Source organism: Kitasatospora cineracea, from assembly GCF_003751605.1.
Classification (GTDB): Bacteria; Actinomycetota; Actinomycetes; order Streptomycetales; family Streptomycetaceae; genus Kitasatospora; species Kitasatospora cineracea.
The window spans coordinates 394,549-417,564 of record NZ_RJVJ01000003.1 but is presented as its reverse complement, the minus strand read 5'-3'; the positions used below and the strand labels follow the sequence as shown (position 1 = coordinate 417,564).

The 23,016-nt window shown below is 72.5% G+C and carries 15 protein-coding genes and 1 pseudogene; 4 read left to right on the top strand and 12 right to left on the bottom strand.

Annotated elements, in window-relative coordinates; genetic code table 11:
* Positions 1 to 101: 101 nt before the first annotated feature.
* Together EDD39_RS36010 and EDD39_RS36005 are read left to right on the top strand one after the other, a co-directional pair.
* A pseudogene (locus EDD39_RS36010) lies at positions 102 to 1,580 on the top strand (glycoside hydrolase family 10 protein); the annotation flags it as partial.
* Between the two features lie 274 nt (positions 1,581 to 1,854).
* Entirely contained in the window at positions 1,855 to 3,246 is a 1,392-nt protein-coding gene (locus EDD39_RS36005; protein WP_123564081.1) for a non-reducing end alpha-L-arabinofuranosidase family hydrolase, read from the top strand.
* 102 nt (positions 3,247 to 3,348) lie between these two features.
* On the opposite strand, the gene EDD39_RS36000 is transcribed toward EDD39_RS36005, so the two are convergent.
* The 7 genes from EDD39_RS36000 to EDD39_RS35970 form a co-directional block, all read right to left on the bottom strand.
* Positions 3,349 to 5,052 (bottom strand): ABC transporter substrate-binding protein, encoded by a 1,704-nt coding sequence (locus EDD39_RS36000; RefSeq protein WP_123563781.1) that lies wholly within the window; start codon positions 5,050 to 5,052, stop codon positions 3,349 to 3,351.
* Positions 5,053 to 5,098: 46 nt separating this feature from the next.
* Entirely contained in the window at positions 5,099 to 6,136 is a 1,038-nt protein-coding gene (locus tag EDD39_RS35995) for an ABC transporter ATP-binding protein (RefSeq protein WP_244257483.1), read from the bottom strand.
* On the bottom strand, positions 6,133 to 7,203 hold the full coding sequence (locus EDD39_RS35990) for an ABC transporter ATP-binding protein (RefSeq protein WP_123563780.1): 1,071 nt from the start codon (positions 7,201 to 7,203) through the stop codon (positions 6,133 to 6,135). The genes EDD39_RS35995 and EDD39_RS35990 overlap by 4 nt, the downstream gene beginning before the upstream one ends.
* Positions 7,200 to 8,156 carry an ABC transporter permease gene (locus EDD39_RS35985; RefSeq protein ID WP_123563779.1) on the bottom strand — a complete coding sequence of 319 codons (957 nt, stop codon included), beginning with the start codon at positions 8,154 to 8,156 and terminating at the stop codon, positions 7,200 to 7,202. The genes EDD39_RS35990 and EDD39_RS35985 overlap by 4 nt, the downstream gene beginning before the upstream one ends.
* Before the next feature lie 3 nt (positions 8,157 to 8,159).
* Entirely contained in the window at positions 8,160 to 9,149 is a 990-nt protein-coding gene (locus EDD39_RS35980; protein WP_030460241.1) for an ABC transporter permease, read from the bottom strand.
* 91 nt (positions 9,150 to 9,240) lie between these two features.
* The gene (locus tag EDD39_RS35975) at positions 9,241 to 10,686 is read right to left on the bottom strand and encodes a GH1 family beta-glucosidase (protein WP_123563778.1); all 1,446 of its coding nucleotides are present in this window, start codon (positions 10,684 to 10,686) and stop codon (positions 9,241 to 9,243) included.
* A gap of 290 nt (positions 10,687 to 10,976) precedes the next feature.
* Positions 10,977 to 12,008, bottom strand: a complete 1,032-nt coding sequence (locus tag EDD39_RS35970) for a LacI family DNA-binding transcriptional regulator (RefSeq protein ID WP_123563777.1) — start codon at positions 12,006 to 12,008, stop codon at positions 10,977 to 10,979.
* Positions 12,009 to 12,311: 303 nt separating this feature from the next.
* Between EDD39_RS35970 and EDD39_RS35965 the strand changes: the two genes are divergently transcribed.
* Positions 12,312 to 13,283: a glycoside hydrolase family 6 protein gene (locus EDD39_RS35965; RefSeq protein ID WP_123563776.1), complete on the top strand. Its 972-nt coding sequence runs from the start codon at positions 12,312 to 12,314 to the stop codon at positions 13,281 to 13,283.
* A 102-nt stretch (positions 13,284 to 13,385) separates the two neighbouring features.
* Entirely contained in the window at positions 13,386 to 14,678 is a 1,293-nt protein-coding gene (locus EDD39_RS35960; protein WP_123563775.1) for a glycoside hydrolase family 6 protein, read from the top strand.
* A 75-nt stretch (positions 14,679 to 14,753) separates the two neighbouring features.
* Here EDD39_RS35960 and EDD39_RS35955 read toward each other — a convergent pair whose 3' ends face one another.
* From EDD39_RS35955 to EDD39_RS35935, 5 genes are all read right to left on the bottom strand, one after another.
* Positions 14,754 to 15,965 (bottom strand): ROK family transcriptional regulator, encoded by a 1,212-nt coding sequence (locus EDD39_RS35955; RefSeq protein ID WP_123563774.1) that lies wholly within the window; start codon positions 15,963 to 15,965, stop codon positions 14,754 to 14,756.
* A 12-nt stretch (positions 15,966 to 15,977) separates the two neighbouring features.
* Entirely contained in the window at positions 15,978 to 17,240 is a 1,263-nt protein-coding gene (locus EDD39_RS35950; RefSeq protein WP_123563773.1) for a sugar ABC transporter permease, read from the bottom strand.
* A complete protein-coding gene (locus EDD39_RS35945; RefSeq protein WP_030460234.1) occupies positions 17,237 to 18,016 on the bottom strand; it encodes an ATP-binding cassette domain-containing protein in 780 nt (259 codons plus the stop codon). Before EDD39_RS35945 ends, EDD39_RS35950 begins: the two co-directional genes overlap by 4 nt.
* A gap of 118 nt (positions 18,017 to 18,134) precedes the next feature.
* Positions 18,135 to 19,229, bottom strand: a complete 1,095-nt coding sequence (locus EDD39_RS35940) for a sugar ABC transporter substrate-binding protein (RefSeq protein WP_123563772.1) — start codon at positions 19,227 to 19,229, stop codon at positions 18,135 to 18,137.
* A gap of 317 nt (positions 19,230 to 19,546) precedes the next feature.
* The gene (locus EDD39_RS35935) at positions 19,547 to 22,669 is read right to left on the bottom strand and encodes an OmpL47-type beta-barrel domain-containing protein (protein WP_162870329.1); all 3,123 of its coding nucleotides are present in this window, start codon (positions 22,667 to 22,669) and stop codon (positions 19,547 to 19,549) included.
* Positions 22,670 to 23,016: the final 347 nt, after the last annotated feature.

Below are 23,016 nucleotides of genomic sequence, written 5' to 3'. Positions count from 1 at the left end.
GGAACGACCCGGCGGGGCACGCGCCCGCACGACCGTCGGCGCGAGGCACCAGGTCTCCCCGGCGCGCACTCTCCTCCCCCACCCAAGGAGAACGATCCGTCATGCCACGGCCCAACGGAAAGACCCGTCTCCGCACCTTCCTGACCCCGGCCGCCTGCACGGCGGTCGGCCTGGTCGCGGTCCTCACCGCCGGCCCCACCGCCCAGGCGGCCGGGGCGACCACGCTCGGCGCCGCGGCGGCCGGCAGCAACCGCTACTTCGGCACCGCGGTCGCCTCGGGCCGCCTCGGCGACTCGACGTACAGCACCATCCTCGACCGGGAATTCAACATGATCACCCCGGAGAACGAGATGAAGTGGGACACGGTCGAACCGTCCCGGGGCTCGTTCAACTTCGGCCCCGGCGACTCGATCGTCAACCACGCCAACGCGCACGGCCAGCGGATGCGCGGCCACACCCTGGTCTGGCACAACCAGCTGCCCGGCTGGGTCAGCTCGATCGGCGACGCCAACACGCTGCGCAGCGTGATGAACAACCACATCACCCAGGAGATGTCCCACTACAAGGGCAAGATCTACGCCTGGGACGTGGTCAACGAGGCCTTCGCCGACAACGGCACCGGCCAGCACCGCAGTTCGGTGTTCCAGAACGTGCTGGGCAACGGCTTCATCGAGGAGGCGTTCCGCACCGCGCGCGGCGTCGACCCCGCGGCCAAGCTCTGCTACAACGACTACAGCATCGAGGACTGGTCCTCCGCCAAGACGCAGGGCGTCTACAACATGGTGAAGGACTTCAAGGCCCGCGGCGTGCCGATCGACTGCGTCGGCTTCCAGAGCCACTTCGGCAGCGGCGGCGCGCCCGCGAGCTTCCGCACCACGCTGTCGAACTTCGCCGCGCTCGGCGTCGACGTCCAGCTCACCGAGCTCGACATCGCCCAGGCCTCCTCCGGCGCGTACGCCAACGCCGTCCAGGCCTGCCTCGACACCGCCCGCTGCACCGGCGTCACGGTCTGGGGCATCCGCGACAGCGACTCCTGGCGCACCGGCGAGAACGCGCTGCTGTTCGACAACAACGGCAACAAGAAGGCCGCCTACACCTCGGTGCTCAACGCCCTGAACGGCAGCAACGGCGGCGGTGGCACCCCGACCGGGGGCATCGTCTCCGGCAACGTGTACGCGCTCACCGACGTGGCGGCCGGGCGCGTCCTGGACGAGCCCTCCGGGCAGAACGGCAACGGCACCCAGCTCCAGGTCTGGGACGCCAACGGCACCGCCGCCAACCAGCACTGGCGGGCCACCCAGAACGGCGACGGCAGCTACACCCTGACCAACACCGCCAGCGGCCGGGTGCTGGACGAGCCCGGCAGCCAGACCGCCAACGGGACGCGGATGCAGGTCTGGGACGCCAACGGCGGCGCCAACCAGCACTGGCGGGCCACCCAGAACGGCGACGGCTCCTACACCCTGGTCAACGTCGCCAGCGGCAGGGCGCTGGAGATCCCCGGCGGCCAGACCGGCAACGGCGCGCCCGTCCAGATCTGGGACTCCAACGGCGGCGCCAACCAGCACTGGGCCTTCCAGTGAGCCCGGCCGCCCGGTCGATCCGCTGAACCGCTGAACCGCTGAACCGCACCACCGTGCCGGCCCGCTGAGCCGGCCCACCGAGCCGAGCCGCGCCCGCCTCCGGTCCACGGACCGGGCGCGGCTCCTTCCGGCGGCCCGACCGCGAGTCCGAGCGCACAGGACTGTGAGCGCTCACATCCGGGCCGCGCCCCCACCCCTCCCCCACCCCGAGGAGATTTCCGTGCACAGCCGAAATCCGAGCCGCAGGCAGCTGTCCGTGCTGCTCACCGCGATGGTCGCGACCGTGGCGGCGCTGGCGGCGATGCTCGTCGCCGGCCCCGCCGCCCGGGCGGCCACCACCGGCGCCCTGAAGAGCACTTCCTCCGGCCGCTGCCTCGACGTGTCGGGCGGCAGCCAGACCGACGGCGCGCTGCTGCAGATCTACGACTGCTGGAACGGCACCAACCAGCAGTGGACGCTGACCTCCGCCAACGAGCTGACCGTCTACGGCAACAAGTGCCTGGACGTCCCCAACCACGCGACCGCCGCCGGCACCCGGGTGCAGATCTGGGCCTGCAGCGGCGGCGCGAACCAGCAGTGGCGGTTGAACGCCGACGGCACGGTCGTCGGCGTCGAGTCCGGCCTGTGCCTGGACGTCACCGGCGGCGCCACCGCCAACGGCACCGCCGTGGAGCTGTGGACCTGCAACGGCCGCAGCAACCAGCAGTGGACCGGCCTGGGCACCAGCAGCCCGACCACGCCCCCGTCCACCGGCGGCACCACCTGCCCGCTCCCGTCGACCTACCGGTGGAGCTCCACCGGCGCCCTGGCGCAGCCCGCCAACGGCTGGGCCGCGCTGAAGGACTTCACCGACGTCGTCTACAACGGCAAGCACCTGGTCTACGGCTCGAACGTGAACGGCTCCTCGTACGGCTCGATGGCGTTCGCGCCGTTCACCAACTGGTCCGACATGGCCTCGGCCGCCCAGACCGGGATGGGCCAGGCCGCGGTGGCGCCGACGCTGTTCTACTTCGCGCCGAAGAACATCTGGGTGCTGGCCTACCAGTGGGGCGCGTGGCCGTTCATCTACCGCACCTCCAGCGACCCGACCAACCCCAACGGCTGGTCCGCGCCGCAGCCGCTGTTCACCGGCAGCATCCCGAACGCCGCCCCGATCGACCAGACCCTGATCGCCGACGACCAGAACATGTACCTGTTCTTCGCCGGTGACAACGGGAGCATCTACCGGGCGAGCATGCCGATCGGCAACTTCCCGGGCAACTTCGGCTCCTCCTACACCACGGTGATGAGCGACACGGTCAAGAACCTGTTCGAGGCCCCGCAGGTCTACAAGGTCAAGGGCCAGAACCAGTACCTGATGATCGTCGAGGCCCGCGGCGCCAGCGAGCAGCGCTACTTCCGCTCCTTCACCGCCACCAGCCTGAACGGTTCCTGGACCCCGCAGGCCGCCACCGAGGCCAACCCGTTCGCGGGCAAGGCCAACAGCGGCGCCGGCTGGACCAACGACATCAGCCACGGCGACCTGGTCCGCAACAACCCCGACCAGACCATGACCATCGACCCCTGCAACCTCCAGCTCCTCTACCAGGGCAAGTCCCCGACCGCTACCGGCCCCTACGACCAACTCCCCTGGCGCCCGGGCGTGCTGACGCTCCAGCACTGACCCGGCCCGAGCCGCGGTGGGCGCCTCCTGACGGGCGCCCACCGCACGTGAAGGGGCCCCGGCCGTTGGACGGCCGGGGCCCCTTCGCGTGCGGTGGCGGGATCAGTCGCGCGGGCTGAGGTGCAGGATGATGTACTCGTACGCCTGGGAGTTGGGCGCCGGGTTGACGTACGGGTCGCTCTCGTTCGGCCAGCCGGTGAAGTCGGTGTCGTTGTACTCGTACCAGGCCGCGCCGTAGAACACCGGGACGGCGGGGACGTCGTCCGACATGATCTGCTGGAGGGTGTTCAGCGCGGTCTTCTCGGCCGCGGCGTCGCCCGCGTTCTGGAACGCCTTGACGGCGTCGCGGACCTTCGGGGAGTCGTACTTGCTGAAGTCACCGGCCGCGACCTGGCCGGCCTCGGCGCCCATGCCCGGGTCGAGGACGTACTGCAGGCGCTGGAACGGGGTGCCGCCCTGGCCCCAGTGGATGGCGGCCTCGTAGTTGCCGGTGGTGATGGCGGTGTTCCAGCTGTTGAAGTCGAAGGCGCCGTTGGTGCTGACGTCGAAGCCGAGCGCGTTCAGGTCCTTGGCCATCGCCTGCGCGGTGCACCAGTAGTCGGAGAACGAGTTCGGGTCGATGACGGTGAACTTGATGGTCTTGCCGTCGCGGGTCCACTTGCCGCTGCCGTCCTTGGTCCAGCCCGCGGCGCCGAGCAGCGAGTCGACCTGGGCCGCGTCGGCGTCCGGCTTGAGGTCGTTCGCCAGCGCCGGGTTGACCATCGCCTGGTCGGCCGGCAGCAGCAGGCCGCCGGAGGAGGTGGCGGGGCGGGCGTAGTCGGTCTCGCACTGGCTCGCGTAGGCGCGGCGGTTGAGGCCGGCGCTGATCGCCTTGCGGACGGCGGGGTCGGCGAGCGCGGGGGAGGTGGTGCTCTTGTTGTTGAGCATCAGGGAGACCGTGTTGGCCGCCGGGAAGTACGGCGCCGTGGCCTGGAACAGGTGGTGGTGCTCCGGGTCCTTGCCGACGAAGGTGTTCTGGACGTTGGTGATGTTGTTGCCGGTGAGGTCGATCTCGCCGTTGTTGAGCGCCAGGGTGGCGGCGTCGTTGGTCGCGTAGGCGGGGAAGGAGACGTGCTGCACCTTCGGCTTCTCCCGGAAGGCCGGGTTGACCTTGAAGGTGACGTTCTGCGCGGTGAACCTGTCCACCAGGTACGGGCCGGTGCCGATCGCCTGGTCGGCCTTGACGACCGCGTTGCCGGGGCTGCTGATGGTGGACCAGATGTGCTCGGGCACGATCAGCTGGTTGCCGATGCCGATGAAGTTGGCCTTCTGCGGGCCGTCGAAGTCCAGCACCACGGTGGTGGCGTCCGGGGTGGTGATGCTGCTGGGCAGCGGCGCGCCGCCGGTGTTGGTGGCCGGGTTGGCCTTCAGCATCTCGAAGGTGAACTTGACGTCCGCGGAGGTGAAGGGCTTGCCGTCGCTGAAGTTGATGCCCGACTGGAGCGCCAGGGTGAGCGTCCGGTTGTCGTTCGACCACGCGAAGGACTTGGCGAGCCAGGGGATCGGCGGCTGGTCGGCCTTGAGGGTGTTGAACTGGAAGAGCGGCTCGAAGATCAGCGAGCGGGCGTTCTGGGCGGAGAGGAAGGAGTTGCCGTCGAAGGGGTTGTAGTTCTCGGTGAACGACGGCATCGGGGTCGACTCGACCACCAGGGTCCGGTCGGCGCCGGCGTCGGTGGACTTCGAACCGCCGGAGTCGGTGCAGGCGGTGGCGCCGAGGCCGACGGCGGCGACCAGGGCGAGGGCTCTGAGAGCGGTGGAACGGCGCATGGCTGGGAACTCCTGGAGTGGGTTTCTCGGGTGGGGGTGCGGTCGCTCAGGCGGGCGTGGTGCCGGGTGCCCGTTCGGGGTCGAGCAGCCAGCAGGCGGCGACCTGGTCGCCCGCGGCGGGCCGCACCGGCGGCGCGGTCTCGGCGCACACCGGCATCGCGAGCGGGCAGCGCGGGTGGAAGCGGCAGCCGCTCGGCGGGTCGATCAGGCTGGGCGGCGCGCCGCGCCCGCGCAGCACCACCGGTTCGCGGCGGTGCGGGTCGGGGGCGGCGCTCAGCAGCAGCCGGGTGTAGGGGTGCGCGGGGGCGTCGGTGACCTGGACGGCCGGGCCGGACTCGACGACCTGCCCGGCGTACATCACCACGACGGTGTCGGCGAGGTAGCGGGCCGAGGCGATGTCGTGGGTGACGTACAGGATGGCGAGCCGTTCGCGCTCGCGCAGTTCGTCGAGCAGGTTGAGCACGCCGAGGCGGATCGAGACGTCGAGCATGGAGACCGGCTCGTCGGCGAGCAGCACCCGGGGCCGCACGGCGAGGCCGCGGGCGATGGCGACCCGCTGGCGCTGGCCGCCGGACAGCTCGTGCGGGAACTTGTCGAGGTAGCGTTCGGCCGGGGTGAGGCTGACGCGTTCGAGCAACTGCGCGGCGCGGGCGTCGAGTTCGCTCCCGCGCAGGCCGTGGTGCAGCTTGAGCGGGCGCCGCAGGTGGTAGCGGATGCTGTGCACGGCGTTCAGCGAGGAGAACGGGTCCTGCAGCACCAGGTGCACCTGGCCGGCGTAGGCGCGCCGGGCCCGCGCGGAGCCGCCGACCGGTTCGCCGTCCAGCAGCAGTTCGCCCGCGGTCGGGGCGGTGAGCCGGGTCAGCAGCCGCGACAGGGTGGACTTCCCGGAGCCGGACTCACCGACCACGGCGGTGACCGTGCCCTCCGGCAGGGCCAGTGAGACGTCCTCGACGGCGCGCACGACCCGGCCGCGCCGCAGCCCCCCGTGGACCGGGAAGTGCTTGGTGAGGCCGCGGGCCTCCAGGGCGGGGGTGCCCGGGCGCTTCGGGCCGTGCACCACCCGGGCGGTGTCGGTGCTGGTCACAGGGTGCTCCCAAGGACTCGGGCGAGCGGCGCCGGGACGGGCTCGCCACCGGTGTGCAGCCAGCAGGCGGCCGAGCGGGCCACGGGCGCTCCGTCGGGTTCGGCGGGTTCGGCGGGTTCGGCGAGCCCGGGTTCGGTGAGCCGGGGGACGTCGTGCGCGCAGCGCTCCAGCGCGAACGGGCAGCGCGGATGGAAGGCGCAGCCGGCGGGCAGCGCGGTGAGCGCGGGCGGGGCTCCGGGGATGCCCTCCATCCGCACCCGTTCGCCGTGCAGCGCCGGGAAGGAGTTCAGCAGCCCCAGCGTGTACGGGTGCCGCGGGCTGTGGAACAGCCGCTGGGCGTCGGCGAGTTCGACGATCCGCCCGGCGTACATGATGGCGATGGTGTCGGCCAGTTCGATCAGCAGCGACAGGTCGTGGGTGATGAACACGATCGCGAAGCCGAGGCGGTCCTTGAGCTGCATCAGCTCGTCGAGGATCTCCCGCTGCGTCACCACGTCCAGGGCGGTGGTCGGTTCGTCCATGATGACGACCCGGGGCTCCAGGGCCAGCGCCATGGCGATCATCACGCGCTGGCGCATGCCGCCGGACAGTTCGTGCGGGTAGCTGCGCAGCCGCTCCTCGCCGATGCCGACCAGGCGCAGCAGTTCGACGGCGCGTTCCCGCCGTTCGGCGGCGCCGAGTTGGGAGCGGTGGGCGCGGAGCGCGTCGGTGAGCTGGGCGTCGATCCGGGCGACCGGGTTCAGCGCGTGCATCGCGCTCTGGAACACCACCGAGATCTGGTCCCAGCGGACCTTGCGCAGCGTGGCGGCGTCCGCCTCCAGCAGGTCGAGGACGCCGTCCGGGCCGTGGAAGCGCACCTCGCCGCCGGTGATCACGCCGGGGGCGCGCAGCAGCCTGGTGACGGCGTACGCCAGGGTGGACTTCCCGGAGCCGGACTCGCCGGCCAGGCCGAGGACCTCGCCGCGGTGCAGGGTCAGGGTGGCGTCGGTGACGGCGCGCACGCCGCCCCGGCCGACGCCGTAGTCGACGCACAGGTCGCGGACTTCGAGGACGGGTTCGCCGGTCACGGCTGCGCCTCCTTCAGCGGGGCGGGGTTCGGCGGAGCGGCTTGCGGCGCGGCGGACTTCAGCACGGGGGTGAGGCCGAGGCGGAAGACCACCCCGCGGGCCCGGCCGGTGCGGGCCGAGGTGAGCCGGGGGTTGATCACCTCGTCGATCCCGAAGTTGACCAGGGCCAGGGCGATGCCGACCAGCGCGACGGCCAGTGCGGGCGGCAGGTACCACCACCAGTAGCCGTTGACGGCGGCGCCGGATGCCTGGGCCTCGTTGAGCACGGTGCCCCAGGTCACCGAGGCGGGGCTGATCACGCCCAGCCAGGCCAGCGCGGTGTAGGTGCCGATGCCGTAGATGACGGTGAAGATGAACGCCGAGGCCAGGATCGGCAGCAGGTTCGGCACCACCTCGAACAGGATGATCCGCCAGGTGCGTTCGCCGATCACCCGGGCCGACTCGACGTAGTCGGCGGCGCGCAGCGCCAGGGTCTGCGCCCGCAGCACGCGGGCGCCCCAGGCCCAGGCGGTGAGGGCGATCACCGAGCCGATCAGCAGCGGGTCGCTGGTCTCCGAGGGCGGTAGCGGCTTCATGATCACCATCAGGATCAGCAGGCCGGGCAGCGCCAGGAAGATGTTGGCCAGGGCGGAGAGCAGGTCGTCCACCAGGCCGCCGACGAACCCGGCGGTGACGCCGACCACGACGGACAGCACGCAGGCGAACAGCCCGGCGAGGAAGGAGATCAGCAGGGTGTCGCGGCCGCCGGTCAGCAGCCGCGAGAACAGGTCGTGCTGCTGCTGGTCGGTGCCGAGCCAGAACCGGCCCGAGGGGGCGAGCGGCAGGCCGCTGGTGCGGTCGGCCTGCCAGTCGGCGGAGTGCGGCGCGATCAGCGGTCCGACCACGGCCAGCAGCAGGAGCAGCAGCAGCAGGACCGAGCCGGCGAGCACTTTCGGGGAGCGGAGCACGCGCATCGCTCAGGCCTCCTTGCGGGCACGGGGGTCGAGGGCGACGTAGGCGAGGTCCGCGACCAGGTTCACGGCCAGCACGGTGAGGACGACGACCAGCAGGATCCCCTGGAGCAGCGGGTAGTCGCCGGTGAGGATGGCCTGGTAGATCTGCCAGCCGACGCCGGGGTAGGTGAAGACGATCTCGGTGACCAGTGAGCCGGTCACCACCAGGCTGATCGACAGGGCGAAGTTGGAGATGGTCGGCAGGATCGCGTTGCGCGCCGCCACCGCGGCCACCCGCCACTGCGGGAGCCCCTTCGCGGCGGCGACCAGGACGTAGTCCTCGTCCATCGTGGTGATCATCATGTTGCGCATGCCGATCATCCAGCCGGCCAGCGAGGCCAGCACCACGGTCAGCGCGGGCAGCGTGCCGTGCTCGATCACGCTGGTGACGAACGGGCCGTTCCAGCCCGGCGTCAGGTGGGCGTGCCGGCCGATGTCGTAGCCGTTCTGGTAGGGGAAGAAGCCGCCGAAGTAGCCGAGCGTCATCATCACCAGGAAGGCCAGGATGAAGTACGGCACCGACTGGAAGAAGGTCACGGCGGGCAGCAGGCCGTCCAGCAGCCCGTTGCGCTTCCAGCCGACGACGATCCCGGCCAGCGTGCCGACCACGAAGGCCAGCGCGGTCGCCGTGCCGACCAGGCCCAGCGTCCACGGCAGGGTGCTGCCCAGGATCGAGGACACCGGCGCGGACTGCGAGGTGGACAGGCCCAGGTCCCCGTGGAGCAGGCCGGACAGGTAGGTCAGGTACTGGCTCAGCAGGCTGTGGTCGGAGCCGGTGCCGTACTGCGCCTCCAGCGCCCGGATCGCGTCCGGGTCGAGGTTGGCGCCGCGCAGCTTGGCGAGCGCGTTCTGCAGGGCGCTGCCGGGCAGCAGCCTGGCCAGGAAGAAGTTCAGGGTCACCGCGGCGAAGCCGGCCAGCAGGTAGAAGCCGAGGCGGCGCAGTAGCGTCCGCATGCCGATGCTCCCTTCGGGGTCCTCGGGCGCCACTGGCGCGTGGGTGGTCGGTGCGGCCGGACGGCCGCGGGACGGGCGGGGCGGGGCACGGTCAGGACAGCGAGCGCGGGACGGCGCCGGTGCGGCAGGCCCGGCCGTACCAGTGCGCGCTGTTCTTCGGGGTGCGCCGCTGGGTGGGGAAGTCGACGTGCACCATGCCGAAGCGCTTCGCGTAGCCGTACGCCCACTCGAAGTTGTCCAGCAGCGACCACAGGAAGTAGCCCGCCACCGGTACGCCCGCCTCGATCGCCCGGTGCACCGCGGTCAGGTGCTGGTGGACGAAGGCGATCCGGTCCCGGTCGTTCACCTCGCCCTCGGGGGTGACGTAGTCCTCGCAGGCCATGCCGTTCTCGGTGATGATCACGGGCAGGCCGGGGCGCTCCAGGTGGATCCGGTCGAGGAGGTCGCGCAGGCCGGTCGGGTCGATGCTCCAGTTCATCGCGGTCAGCTCGCCGGGCGGCTGGTGGAAGGCCACGTGCTCCGAACCGGGCCACGGCGAGTGCTCGCTGCTGCCGTGGCAGTTGTCGCGGGAGGCGCCGCTGCCGGAGACCACCGCCGGGGAGTAGTAGTTCAGGCCGAGTTGGTCGATCGGCGCGCCGATCGCCGCCAGGTCGCCGGGGCGCACCAGCTGCTCCCAGTCGACCAGGTGCGCGGTGTCCTGGTACAGGTCCGTGTCGTAGCGGCCGCGCAGCACCGGGCTCAGGAAGATCCGGTTGCCGACGGCGTCGATCCGGCGGACGGCCTCCTGGTCCTCGGGGCTGTCGGTGAGCGGCCGCACCTGGTGCAGGTTGAGCGAGACCGAGAGCTGGGCGGTGCCCGGCAGGGCGGCGCGCAGTGCGGCCGCGCCCCGGCCGTGCGCCAGGTTGAGGTGGTGGGCGGCGCGCAGCGCGGTGCCGGGGTCGGTGCGGCCGGGGGCGTGCACGCCGGAGCCGTAGCCGAGGAAGGCCGAGCACCAGGGCTCGTTCAGCGTGGTCCAGTGCCGCACCCGGTCGCCGAGGGCCCCGGCCACCAGGGACGCGTACTCGCCGAAGCGCTCCGCGGTCTCCCGGACCGCCCAGCCGCCGGCTTCTTCCAGGTGCTGCGGCAGGTCCCAGTGGTACAGCGTGGCCAGCGGGGTGATGCCGGCCGCCAGCAGTTCGTCCACCAGGGCGCGGTAGAAGTCGAGCCCGCGTTCGACGGCCGGTCCCCGGCCGGTCGGCTGCACCCGGGGCCAGGCCACCGAGAAGCGGTACGCGCTCAGCCCGAGGTCCTTCATCAGCGCGACGTCCTCGCGCCAGCGGTGGTAGTGGTCGACCGCCAGGTCGCCGGTGTCGCCGCGGTTGACCTTGCCGGGCGTGTGGCTGAAGGTGTCCCAGATGGACGGGGTCCGGCCGTCCTCGGCGACCGCGCCCTCGATCTGGTAGGCGGAGGTGGCGGTGCCCCAGAGGAAGTCCGGCGGGAAGCGGAGGAAGTCGTCGGTACGGGCTTCGGCGGCCTTGCGGTCCTGGACCTCGGTCATTGTGGGAGCGCTCCCATGCATTCGGAACGGCTGCCGCCACGGCGTCTGAACGATGCGCCGGGCAGGCAGGAAAGAAGTGAGAAGCTCACCAGAAGCCGGAAGCGCTTCCAGTAGCGGTGCCGGAAGTTTCTGGCTTGTCAGGTGGAGGTGTCAAGAGTTTCGACGGCCGATACCGGAATGAAACTGGAAGCGCTTCCAGTCTGTGACCGGAGCGGCCCGCCGGACGACGCGCGCAGCCCGGCCCCCGCCCGCACGTGCGGGCGGGGGCCGGGCTGCGCCGCAGGGGCGGATCAGTCCCCCGTCGGCAGGTCCGGGGCGGACTCGCGCACGGTCAGGCGGGTCGGCAGGATCAGCGGGCCGGGGTCGTTCCCCTCGATGGCGTCCACCAGCATCCGGGCCATCTCGCGCCCCAGCGCCCGCACCGGCTGGTGCACGGTGGTGAGCGGCGGGGCGGTGTGCCGGGCGCTGGCCAGGTCGTTGAAACCGATCACCGCGACGTCCTCGGGCACCCGCAGCCCGCGCGTGCGCAGCGTGCGCAGCGCGCCGATGGCCATCGCGTCGGAGGCGGTGAACAGCGCGTCCGGCGCGGGGTGGGCCGCGAGCAGCCGCTCCATCGCCGCGGCGCCGCCGTCCTCGGTGAAGTCGCCGGCCTCGACGCCCAGCAGCGGCACCCCGGCCAGGGTCAGGCCCTCGGTGAAGCCCCGCTCGCGGGCGGCGGCGACCTGGGTGTCCAGCTGGCCGGTGATCATGACGGGCCGTCGGCGGCCGGTCCGGACGAAGTGCTCGGCCGCCAGTCGGGCGCCGCCCCGGTTGTCGGCGTCCACGTACCAGCGCGGCTCGCCGGTGAGCGGCAGGCCGCCGAACACCACCGGGAGGTCGGTCTGTTCGGCGAGCCGGCCGAGCGGGTCGTCGCCGCGCAGCGCCATCAGCATCACGCCGTCGGCGCGGCGCGAGCGCAGCAGCCGCTCCAGCCGGTCGCGCCCGCGCGGGGTGTTGGCCAGCAGCAGGACCAGCTCCAGGTCGGTCTGCTCCAGCGCGGCGCTCACGCCGACGATCACCTCGGCGAAGAAGGGGTCCGCGAACAGGCCCGGTTCGTCGCTGGAGACCGCCAGCACCACCGCGCCGACCCGGCGGGTGGCCAGGGCCTGCGCGGTCGGGTTGGGGACGAAGCCGAGTTCGCGCACCGCGCGTTCGACCGCCTCCCGCTTGGCCCGGCTGACGTGCGGGGCGTTGTTGATCACCCGGGAGGCCGCCGTGCGCGAGACGCCGGCGCGCTGGGCCACCTCGTCGAGAGTGGGCATGCGCTTGGGGGACGACTCCATGGAAACGGCTGCTCCTCGGGCTGCGGCGTCGGACAGGGGTCATGATTCCACGGCACCCGGCGGCCACGGAGCCTGCGGAGAGCGGCCTCTGCCCCGGCTCGGCCGTGGAAACTGGTAGCGCTTCCAGCGTACCCCGGCCAAGGTGGAGCGACAGTGGCCGAACCAGGCGGGTCCAGGAAGCCCCTGGTGCAGAAAGTATTGACACGACTACCCCACGGGCTCAATCATCCCCATCACGCGATTCGATTCGCACGAAACTGGAAGCGCTTCCACTTCTCCGCCCCCACCCCCGGAGGAAGAACCGTGCGCAAGCCCACCCGAGCGGCAGCCGCCCTGCTGGCCGGCCTGCTCGCCACCGGCCTCGCCCTGACCGACGCCGGTCCGGCCTACGCGGCCGACCCCACCACCATGACCAGCGGTTTCTACGTGGACCCGGACAACTCCGCGCTGCGCTGGGCCGACGCCAACCCCGGCGACGGCCGCGCCGCCGCGATCCGCGCCAACATCGCCAACACCCCCGCGGCCCGCTGGTTCGGCAACTGGAGCGGCGACATCGGCACGGCCACCGGCGCCTACGTCGGCCGCGCCGCCGCCTACCGCAAGCTGCCCGTCCTGGTCGCCTACAACATCCCCAACCGGGACGTCTGCGGCGGCCAGTCCGGCGGCGGCGCGGGCAGCCGCGCCGCCTACGACACCTGGATCGCCGCCTTCGCCAGCGGCATCGGCAACCGCCCGGCGGTCGTCATCCTCGAACCCGACGCGCTCGGCGACCAGAGCTGCCTGACGCCCGCCCAGGTCTCCGACCGCAACGCCATGCTGAAGAACGCCATCGCGCAGTTCAACGCCAAGGCCCCCAACACCTGGGTCTACCTCGACGCCGGCAACCCCGGCTGGATCAGCGCCCCCACCATGGCGCAGCACCTCGCCGCCGCCGGGGTCAGCGGGGCCCACGGCTTCTCGCTGAACGTCTCCAACTACTTCACCACCGGCCAGAACACCACCTACGGCAACGCCGTCAACGGCGCGCTCGCCGGGTACGGCTACACCAAGCCGTACGTGATCGACACCAGCCGCAACGGCAACGGCTCCAACGGCCAGTGGTGCAACCCGGCCGGGCGCCGGACCGGCACGGCCACCCGGACCGGCGGCGGCGCCGAGATGCTGCTGTGGATCAAGGAGCCGGGCGAGTCCGACGGCAACTGCGGCGTCGGAGCGGGCTCCTCGGCGGGGCAGTTCCTGCCGGAGGTCGCCTACAAGATGATCTACGGCTACTGACGCCGCGTCACCGCGCCGGACGCCCACCGCACCACCGGGCGGGCCCGGGGAGCCGCTCCCCCGGGCCCGCCACCACCGACACCCACCCATCGAAGGAACACCGTGCGCATTCCCCTGCACCGCGCCGCCCTCCCGGTGAGCGCCCTCGCGCTGCTGATCGGCGGCGCCGTCCCGGCCGCCGCCGCCGAGCCCCACGCCGCCCCGGCGTCCCACACGCTCGCCCCGAACACCGTGTTCTACGTGGACCCCGACAGCGACGCGACCCGCCAGGCGCTCACCGACCTGAAGCACCACGACCTCGCCGGCGCCAGGGACATGGCGAAGCTGGCCAGTTGGCCCGAGGCCGCGTGGTTCACCGGCGGCACCCCGGCCGAGGTCGAGTCCCAGGTCCGCGACCTGGTGCGGCGCGCCGGGCGCGCCAAGGCGGTGCCCGTGCTGGTGGCGTACGACATCCCGCTGCGGGACTGCTCCCAGTACTCCGCCGGCGGCGCGCAGTCGGACGCCGAGTACCGGGCCTGGATCGACGCCTTCGCCCGGGGCCTGGGCAGCAGCAAGGCCGTGGTCGTGCTGGAGCCGGACGGGCTGGCCAACCTACCGGCCGACTGCGCCCCGGGCGCGGACCCGACCGGCGAGCAGACCGCGGGCCGGCTCGCCGACCTCAACCACGCGGTCGACGCGCTGGAGCGGCAGCCGAACAGCGTGGTCTACCTGGACGCGGGCAACAGCCACTGGCAGAGCGTCGGCAACGCGGCGCAGCGCCTGGTCGACGCGGGCGTCCAGCGCGCCCAGGGCTTCTCGCTGAACGTCTCCAACTACTTCGCCACCGACCGGGCCACCCGCTACGGCACCTGGGTCTCGCAGTGCGTGTGGTTCGCCACCGAGGGGCCGGACTGGGCCAGGGGCCACGCCGACTGGTGCGCGAGCCAGTACTACTCCCCCGCGGCGCCGAACGACGGGCAGCCGGGCGACGCGGTCGACGTGGAGGACCCGTCCACCTGGCACTGGACCGACCAGTGGTTCCAGCAGAACGTCGGCAGCCCGTCCGCCGGTGAGCTCGCCCACTTCGTGGTCGACACCAGCCGCAACGGCCGCGGCGACTGGAAGCCCCCGGCCGGCAAGTACAGCGGCGACCCGCAGACCTGGTGCAACGCGCCCGGCAGCGGGATCGGCGACCGTCCGACCGCGAACACCGGCGTGCCGCTCGCCGACGCCTTCCTGTGGATCAAGACCGTGGGCCAGTCCGACGGCCAGTGCAACCGCGGCGTCCCCGGCGGCACCGTCGACCCCGAGTACGGGGTCGTCGACCCGGCCGCCGGCGCCTGGTGGTCCGAGCAGGCCGCGTCCCTGGTGGAGAACGCCGCTCCGGCGCTGACCTTCAACACCGCCCGGCACTGACCGCCCCCGCCGCACGGCCGGTCGCCGTCCCTCCCCGCCCGGGGGGACGGCGGCCGGCCGTGCCCCTTCGCGGCCCTACCGGGCGGAGAGCCGGGCGAGCGTCTCCAGCGGCCGGGCGAGCACCTCGGAGAAGGCCAGTTCGGCGGCGCCGATCAGCACGGTGTCGTCGCCCAGTTCGCTGACCCGCAGGCGCAGTTGCTCCCGGACGGCGGCCAGGGCGTTGGTGTTGATCCGGCTGCGCACCTGGGCGGCGGAGCCGAGGAAGACGTCCCGGAGGGTGCCGCCGAGGACGACCAGGTCCGGGTCGAAGAGGTTGGCCAGGTTGGCGATGCCGATGCCGAGCCAGTCGCCGACCCGGTGCAGGGCGGCGCGCGCGGCGACGTCCCCGAGGTCGGCGGCGGTGACGACGGCGCGCACGGCCTCGCTGCCGGTGCTGCGGCCGTCCCGGCCGGCGGCCTCCAGCAGGGCCCGCTCGCCGGCCTCGGCCTCCAGGCAGCCGCGGGCCCCGCAGCCGCACGGCCGCCCCTGGTGCGGGTTGACGGTCATGTGGCCGATCTCGCCGGCGTACCCGCGTTCTCCGCGCAGCAGTTCGCCGGCGGTGATCACCCCGGCGCCGATCCCGATCTCGCCGTGCAGGTAGACCAGGTTGCGGCTGCCGCGGCCGATGCCGCGGCGGTGCTCGGCGAGCGCGCCGAGGTTGGCCTCGTTGGCGACCAGGACCGGCACGTCCGGGCGGAGCCGGTCGGTGAGCGCCCCGGCGAGGTCGACGCCCTTCCAGCCCATGTTGGGGGTGAGGCCGACCAGGCCGTCGGGGTGGCGGACGAGGCCGCGGACCGCCGCGGCCACGCCGACGCAGGTGCTGCCGTCGGGCGTGCGGGCCAGCATCTCGCGGGCGGGTCCGGCGAGCAGGGCGGCCACCTCGGCGGGGTCCTGCGGCGGCCCGTCGGGCCACGGGTGCTCGCGGCGGTCCAGGAAGACGCCGCCGAGTCCGACCAGCGCGGCGGACAGCCGCTCCACGCCGACGTCCAGCGCGAGGACGTGCGCGCGGGCGGGTTCCGGGCTGACGACCAGTGAGGGCCGGCCGGCCCGGCCGGTCTCCTGCGGCAGTTCCTCGCGGACCAGGCCCGCGGCCGCCAGGTCGCCGACCAGGCCCAGGATGGTGCTGCGGTTGAGGCCGAGCCCGGCCGCCAGGACGGCCCGCGAGGTCGGCCCCTCGTAGTGGACGTGGCGCAGCAGCGCGCCCAGGTTGTGCTGGCGGACCTCTTCCTGGGAAGGACCGGCTTTCATCGCGGGTGACCCTCATCGTCGGGCGGTGCGGCGGCGGGACATGGCGTCCACGCCGGCGGCCACCAGCAGTACCGATCCCGTGACAGCGTACTTGACGCCCGAGCTGTACCCCATCAGTCCCATGCCGTTCTGGATCACCGCGACGACCAGGCCGCCGAGCACCGCGTCGACCACCCGGCCGCGGCCGCCGAACAGGCTGGTGCCGCCGATGACGGCGCTGCCGACGGCGAGCAGCAGGACGTTGCTGCCACCGGTGTTGGGGTCCACGGAGTTGCCCCGGGAGGCGGCGATGACGCCGCCGACGGCGGCCAGGCAGGAGCAGATGACGAAGGCGGCGATCCGGATGAAGGCGACGTTGATCCCGGCCCGGCGGGCGGCCTCGGCGCTGCCGCCGACGGCGTAGACGTGCAGGCCGAAGTTGGTGCGCTGGAGGGTGAAGGTGCCCAGCAGCAGCAGCGCGCCGATCACCGGCACCACCAGCGGGACGCCCTTGAGCGAGTTGACCAGGACGTTGCGGCTGCGCTCCTGGTTGAGCAGGGCCACCGCGACGGCGCCGAGCACGACGACGGCGCCGATCCGGACGGCGAGCAGCGCCGTCGGCGTCCCGGCCAGGCCGCGGCCGCGCCGGTCGCGGCTGCGGCGCACCTGCAGGACGGCGTAGCCGGTGGCGCAGGCGGCCAGCAGCAGCCAGCCGAGGAGGGGGCTGAGGTTGTCGTTGGCGATCGCCAGGACGGTCGGGTCCTTGATCGAGACGTTGGTGCCCTCCTTCAGCAGGATCAGCACGATGCCCTGGAAGCCGAGGAACGCGGCCAGCGTCACCACGAAGGACGGGATGCCGACCTTGGCGACGAGGGCGCCGAGCAGCAGCCCGATGGCCGCGCCGGTCAGCAGGGCCGCGGCCACCGCGGCGTACCAGGGCCAGCCGTGGTTGGTCAGCAGGATGGCCAGCACGGCAGCGCAGACGCCGCTGGCGTACCCGGCCGACAGGTCGATCTCGCCGAGCAGCAGGACGAAGACCAGGCCCATGGCGATGGCGATGCTGCCGGCGCTCTGGGTGAGCAGGTTGGCGAAGTTCAGGTTGGACAGGAAGACCGGGCGCAGCAGCGCGAAGAAGACGCACAGCACGACCAGGCCGGCGACGGCGGGCAGCGAGCCGAGTTCGCCCGCGCGGATCCGGTCGAGGTAGCCGCGGCCGAGGTCCGCCAGGCCCCCGGTGGCAGCGGGCTTCACGGGGTCCCCGGGGTCGCCGGGCTTCTCTGGGGCGAGGGCGGTCATGCGGCGGCTCCCTTGGGGGTGTGCTGCGGGCCGAGGTCGCCGCTGCGGCCCGAGGTGATCAGTTCGACGACCTGGGCGTGCGTCACGTCGGTGGCCTTGACCTGGGCGGCCATGCGGCCGAGGTAGAGCGCGGCGATCCGGTCGGAGACCGCGAAGACGTCGTTCATGTTGTGCGAGATGAGCACCACGGCCAGGCCGTTGTCGGCCAGGCGGCGGACGAGTTCGAGGACCTGGGCGGTCTGGGCGACGCCGAGGGCGGCGGTGGGCTCGTCGAGGACCACCAGCTTGCTGTTCCACAGCACGGCCTTGGCGATGGCGACGGTCTGGCGCTGGCCGCCGGAGAGGCTGGAGACCTTCTGGCGCAGGGACTTGACGGTGCGCACCGACAGGCTCTTGAGCGTGGCGGCGGCCATCTCCTCCATGGTCGCGTCGTCGAGCACCAGGCCGCGGCGCTTCTCCCGCCCGAGGAACATGTTCTGGACGATGTCGAGGTTGTCGCAGAGCGCGAGGTCCTGGTAGACGATCTCCACGCCGAGCGCGGCGGCGTCGCGGGGGCTGTGCACCTGGACCGGTCGGCCTTCGAAGAGGTAGTCGCCCGCGTCGACGGGGTGGATGCCGCCGATGCACTTGACCAGCGTCGACTTCCCCGCGCCGTTGTCGCCGACGAGGGCGGTGACCTCTCCCGCGCGGGCGCTGAGCGCGACGTCGTGCAGGACCTGGACGGGGCCGAAGCTCTTGTCGATCCCGCGCAGTTCGAGGACCGGTGTGTCTGTCATGGGTGGGGCTCCTGGTGGGAGTCAGCGGGGATGCGGCGGGGCGGGCCCCGTGCCCCGGGCGGCACGGGGCCCGCGGGCGCAACGGCCGGGCGCGGGCGCAACGGCCGGGCGCGGGGGGCTACTTGATGCCGGCCTTCGTGCACGGCTCCGCGTACTCGCCGGTGCACAGTTCTGCCTTGGTGACGTACCCGTCGGTGACGACGTCCTGGACGTTGTCCTTGAAGATCGCCTGGGGGGCGAGCAGCACGGCCGGGACGTCCCGGTTGCCGGTCGGGTCGTGGACGGTCGCACCGGGGTTGCTCTTCTTGCCGCCGGCCAGGTCGACCGCGAGGGCGGCGGCCGCGTCGGCCTCCTTCTTGACCGCCTTGTAGACGGTCATGCACTGGTCGCCCGCCAGGATGTTCTGCAGGCCCTGGACGGTGGCGTCCTGGCCGGTGATCGGGACCTGTCCGTTGCGGTGGTTCTTGCGCAGCACGGCGATGGCGGAGTTGGCCAGGCCGTCGTTGGCGGCGAGCACCCCGGCGACGTCCGGCCGGCTGGTGTACATCTGCTCGAAGATGGTCTGGGCCTGGGCGTTGTCCCAGTCGGGCACCGACTGGTTGGGGCCCTTGGTGTACTCGCCGGAGGCGTACAGCGGGTCGAGCACGCCGTTGTAGCCGTTGGCGAACAGGGTGGCGTTGTTGTCGGTCGGGGAGCCGTTGAGCTCGGCGACGACCGGGTTCTTGGTGCCGTTGTCGGCCAGGCACTTCACCAGGCCCTGGCCCTGGAGCTTGCCGACCTGGGTGTTGTCGAAGCTGACGTAGTACTGGGCGGAGCCGCCGAGGGTGAGCCGGTCGTAGTCGATGGTGGCCACGCCCTGGGCCTTGGCCTTGTCGAGGACGGCCTTGCCGGTGCCGCTGTCCAGGTTGACGATGACCAGCACGTTCACGCCGCTGGTGATCATCTGGTCGGCGATGGTCTGGAAGGCCTGCTTGTCGCCCTCGGCGTTCTGGATGTCGTAGTCCACCCCGGCGGCCTTGAAGGCGGCCGAGAGGTAGGTGCGGTCGGCGGTCTCCCAGCGGACGGACGACTTGCTGTCCGGCAGGATCACGCCGATCTTCGGCTTCTTGCCGCCCGCCGAGCCGCTGTCGGTGCCCGTGGAGGAGCAGGCGGTGGCCGTGGTGAGCAGGGTCGCCGCCAGGGCGGCGGTGGCGAACAGGAGCCCCTTGCGCATGGGCAGGGTCCTTTCGGGGCGTGTCCGGCCGGTGCCGGACGTGCGTGACTGCGGACGGGTGGGAGAGGACGCGGGCACGGGGCGGGGAAGCAGCCCCGGCGCGGTTTGTTGCCTGCGACAACATACGACCTGCCGAGGGGCCCGCCAAGCCCTCGTACCGACGCCGACGGATAACGATCACATCACCGGACACCGGCGGCCCGGCCCCCGGCAGGAAGCCAACTCGCCTACCGGGAAGGGGGGATGGCCCACGGCGCCGCCCCGGCCCGACGGCACTGGCGGCGCCCTCCGGGGGCGGGCGCTCGGGGTCGGACGGGCTACCGGCGGTCGGTCACCGCCAGCGCGGCGCACTGTCCGGTCGCGGCCCGGGCGGTGTGGTTCACCGCTCCGCCGTCGACGGGCGCGGGGTCGTTGCCGGTGCAGCTCAGGACGCCGTCGACGCCGTTGCCGGAGAGCAGCGGCGCGCTGCCGGTGTTGCCGGTCAGGCGCACCGGCCCGGCGAAGGTGTTGCCGGTCAGAATGATCCGGCCGGTGGTGCCGGAGAGCGTCGCGTTCCCGGCGAAGGTGCTGTCCTCCGCCACCACGGTGTTCCCCCGGTGGACGTTCAGCGGCCCGCGGACCGCGCTGTCGACCACGACCAGGACGGCCGCGTCGTCGACCACCGTGACGGTGCCGACCTCCGCGTCCTTCACGCAGGTCGTCCCGGCGGAGACGACCAGGGCGCTGCGGCTGTGCCCGGTGACGGTGCGGGTGCACTCCGGCACCACGTCCACGGTCGCGGTGCCGGTGGCGCTGCGGTTGCCGGCCCGGTCGGTGGCCCGGTAGGCGACGGCGTGCCGGCCCGGGGCGTCGACGGCGACGGTGCCGGTGTACGGCTGCCAGCCGCCGCCGTCCAGGGCGTACTCCAACGAGCCGATGCCGGAGGCCGCGTCCCCGCCCGTCAGGGTGAGGGCCGCGGAGCCCTCGTACAGGTGGCCCAGGTCGGGTTCGGGCAGCCGGGCGGTGACGGTGGGGGCGGTGGCGTCCCGCTTGACGGTGAGGCGGGCCTCCTCGCTGGTGTTGCCCGCGGTGTCGGTCGCCCGGTAGCCGAGCTCGGTGGTGCCCTCCGGCAGGGCGAGCGGAGCGCGGTAGGGCTGCCAACTCCCTTCGCCGAGGCGGTACTCGACGCCCGCGACCCCGGAGTCGTCGGTGGCCGACAGGTCGACGGCCACCGGGCCGGTGAACCAGCCGTCCGACCCGTCGGGCGCCGCAGGGGTGGTGCGGGCCGTGACGGCGGGGGCGGTGCGGTCGGAGCCGAACCGCCAGTCGTCGACGTCGAACAGCTCGCCGGTGCCGGTGCCCTCGGCGACGAAGAAGACGTCGTGCGTGCCGGTCACCCGGGTGGTCAGGTCGGTGCGGACCTCGGTCCAGGCGCCCGCGGAGGCGGAGGCGGCGGGGACGGTCAGCGTGCCGACGGGGGTGCCGGTGGCGTCCGGGTGGTCGAGGCGGACCTGGATCCGGCCGCCGGCCTTCGGCAGCACGTCGGCGGCCAGGGCGGTGGCGCCGTCCGAACCGAAGTCGACGCCGGCCAGCGCGGTCCACTCGCCGTCGTTGACGTCGGTGAGCTTCTGCTCACCGCTGCTCTCGGCGCCGATCGGCAGCACCCGGATGCCGGACGCGGGGTCGTAGGCGTCCTGGATGCCGGAGTCCCAGGCGATCGTCTCGGCCTCGATCCGGCGGTGCGCGTCGAGCGTCCCCTGCCGGGACGGGCCCCGGTAGGTGCCGGTGATCGGCGCGATGGAGCCGTCGGCGTTGACCGTCACCTGGTCGATGTGGGTGGAGCGGTAGCCGTGGGGCTTGTCCAGGGAGCCGCCGGCGACCAGCGCCGACTGCACGGTCTGGGTGTGGTAGGTGATGTAGGTCCGGCCCTTGAACTCGAACATCGCGTGGTGGTTGTTGCCGCCCGCGCCGAAGAAGGAGCCGGGGTTGCCGAGGATCTCGCCCTGGTAGGTGAAGGGGCCCGTCGGGCTGTCGGACACCATGTAGGCGATGTTGCCGTAGCCGATGGCGTGGCCGTCGATCGTGCCGGAGTGGCTGAAGTTGGTGCAGTAGCTGTAGTAGTACTTGCCGTTGATCTTGTTGATCCCGGAGTCCTCGAACACCGCGGGCGCGTCGATGGTCGCGGCCGTGCCGACGGTGCTGACCATGTCGTCGCCGAGCCTGATCACCCGGGTGCTGCGCGGGTGGTCGGTGCCGTCGGTGGGCACGCCGCCGCCGAAGTAGAGGTAGGCCGAGCCGTCGTCGTCGACCAGGACCGCCGGGTCGAACATCCACACCACGCCGGCGGTGCCGGGCGTCGCGGGGCTCACCAGCGGCCTGCCGATCGGGTCGGTCCACGGGCCGGTGGGCGAGTCGGCGGTGAGCACGCCGATGCCGCCGCCGCTGTTGGCGAAGTACAGGAAGAACTCCTCCTTGCCGCCGACCGTCTTGTGCGCGGCCGCCGGGGCCCAGGAGTTGGCGGCCCACTTCGCGGCGCCGGGCGCGCCCGCCACCTTGACCTGGCCCTCGTTGGTCCAGTTGACCAGGTCGGCGGAGGAGATGACGGTGAGCGTCTTGATCTGCCCGTAGCCGTTGTCCTTGACGTTGCCCGCGGCGTCGTGCTCGTACGACTGGACGGCGTCGCCGTTCGCGTCGTACGACGAGCCGTCCGAGGTCAGGTACTCGTACACGCGCCCGTCGTAGACCATGGCCCACGGGTCGGCGCCGTACTGGTAGTCCATCAGGGGGTTGGCGTTGCCGACGGCCTTGGCGGGTGCGGCGTGGCCGGGCGGGTGGGCCGCCGAGGAGTCCGCCTCGGTCAGCGAGACGTCGTCGGCCGCGAAGTCCATCAGGTTGGCGGCCGGGGCGCTCGCCGGGTCCTGGACCCAGGGGGTCTCCAGGAAGAGCTGCGCGGTGCTGACGTCCTGTCCGGCCGGGACGGTGAACGTGCCCCGGACCAGCCCCCACTGGCCGCGGGGCACCGTCACCGTGCCGAGGTTGGTGTAGGTGGCGCCGCCGTAGTGCATGGTGGCGAAGAACTGCTTGGTCGCCGGGGCGGCGGGGTCGTCGTACTTGACCCGCGCGGTGACGGTGTAGCTGTGACCGGCCCTCACCTTGCCCGAGACGTCCTGCATCGGACCGGAGCCGGTGGTCTTCCGGCCGGTGACGAGCACGGCGGCGGATCCGGAGTAGGCGTCGGGGGTGAGCGACAGCGCCGCGCCGTCGGTGGGGTTGCCGTGGTTGGCCGACCAGTCGGCCAGGCCGTTCTCGAAGCCGCCGTTGGCGACGAGCTCCGGGGCGGCCGCCCCGGCAGGGGCCGCCCCGGCGAGCAGGCCGGCGGCCAGGGCGGGGGCCAGCAGGGCGGCGGCCGCGGCGATCGCCGCGGCTCTGCGACGAGTGGTTCTGAGTCGGCGTCCGTACATGGGCATCCTTGGGTGGAGGGAGTTGGCGCACCATATTGTTAGCGCTAACAAACCCTGTCAAGCCTCATGCGCGGACTCTCCGGGCCGCGAACTTCGAAATGTTTCGGTGTTATCCGGCCGTAATCTGCCGCAACTTTCGCAAGCTTTTCGGAAACAAGTTATTGACGATCGCTCCGCGCCGAGCACATACTCTCCAGCATTCGAGCCGCCCTGCCGACCGCCTCACGCCCGGTCAGACCGGTCCGCCCACCCCCCGGCCGGACCGCAGGAGCAGCGGCGACCCCCGCCTGACGTGCCCTCACTTCGCGTACTCCCACCCCGGTGCCCCCGGCGACGACGACAGAACA

Bases quoted from the DNA above. Each gene is read 5' to 3' on its own strand.
- EDD39_RS36005 (WP_123564081.1), top strand. From the start codon at position 1,855: ATGGTCGCGACCGTGGCGGCGCTGGCGGCGATGCTCGTCGCCGGCCCC.
- EDD39_RS36000 (WP_123563781.1), bottom strand. From the start codon at position 5,052: ATGCGCCGTTCCACCGCTCTCAGAGCCCTCGCCCTGGTCGCCGCCGTC.
- EDD39_RS35985 (WP_123563779.1), bottom strand. From the start codon at position 8,156: ATGCGCGTGCTCCGCTCCCCGAAAGTGCTCGCCGGCTCGGTCCTGCTG.
- EDD39_RS35980 (WP_030460241.1), bottom strand. From the start codon at position 9,149: ATGCGGACGCTACTGCGCCGCCTCGGCTTCTACCTGCTGGCCGGCTTC.
- EDD39_RS35975 (WP_123563778.1), bottom strand. From the start codon at position 10,686: ATGACCGAGGTCCAGGACCGCAAGGCCGCCGAAGCCCGTACCGACGAC.
- EDD39_RS35970 (WP_123563777.1), bottom strand. From the start codon at position 12,008: ATGGAGTCGTCCCCCAAGCGCATGCCCACTCTCGACGAGGTGGCCCAG.
- EDD39_RS35955 (WP_123563774.1), bottom strand. From the start codon at position 15,965: ATGAAAGCCGGTCCTTCCCAGGAAGAGGTCCGCCAGCACAACCTGGGC.
- EDD39_RS35950 (WP_123563773.1), bottom strand. From the start codon at position 17,240: ATGACCGCCCTCGCCCCAGAGAAGCCCGGCGACCCCGGGGACCCCGTG.
- EDD39_RS35945 (WP_030460234.1), bottom strand. From the start codon at position 18,016: ATGACAGACACACCGGTCCTCGAACTGCGCGGGATCGACAAGAGCTTC.
- EDD39_RS35940 (WP_123563772.1), bottom strand. From the start codon at position 19,229: ATGCGCAAGGGGCTCCTGTTCGCCACCGCCGCCCTGGCGGCGACCCTG.
- EDD39_RS35935 (WP_162870329.1), bottom strand. From the start codon at position 22,669: ATGTACGGACGCCGACTCAGAACCACTCGTCGCAGAGCCGCGGCGATC.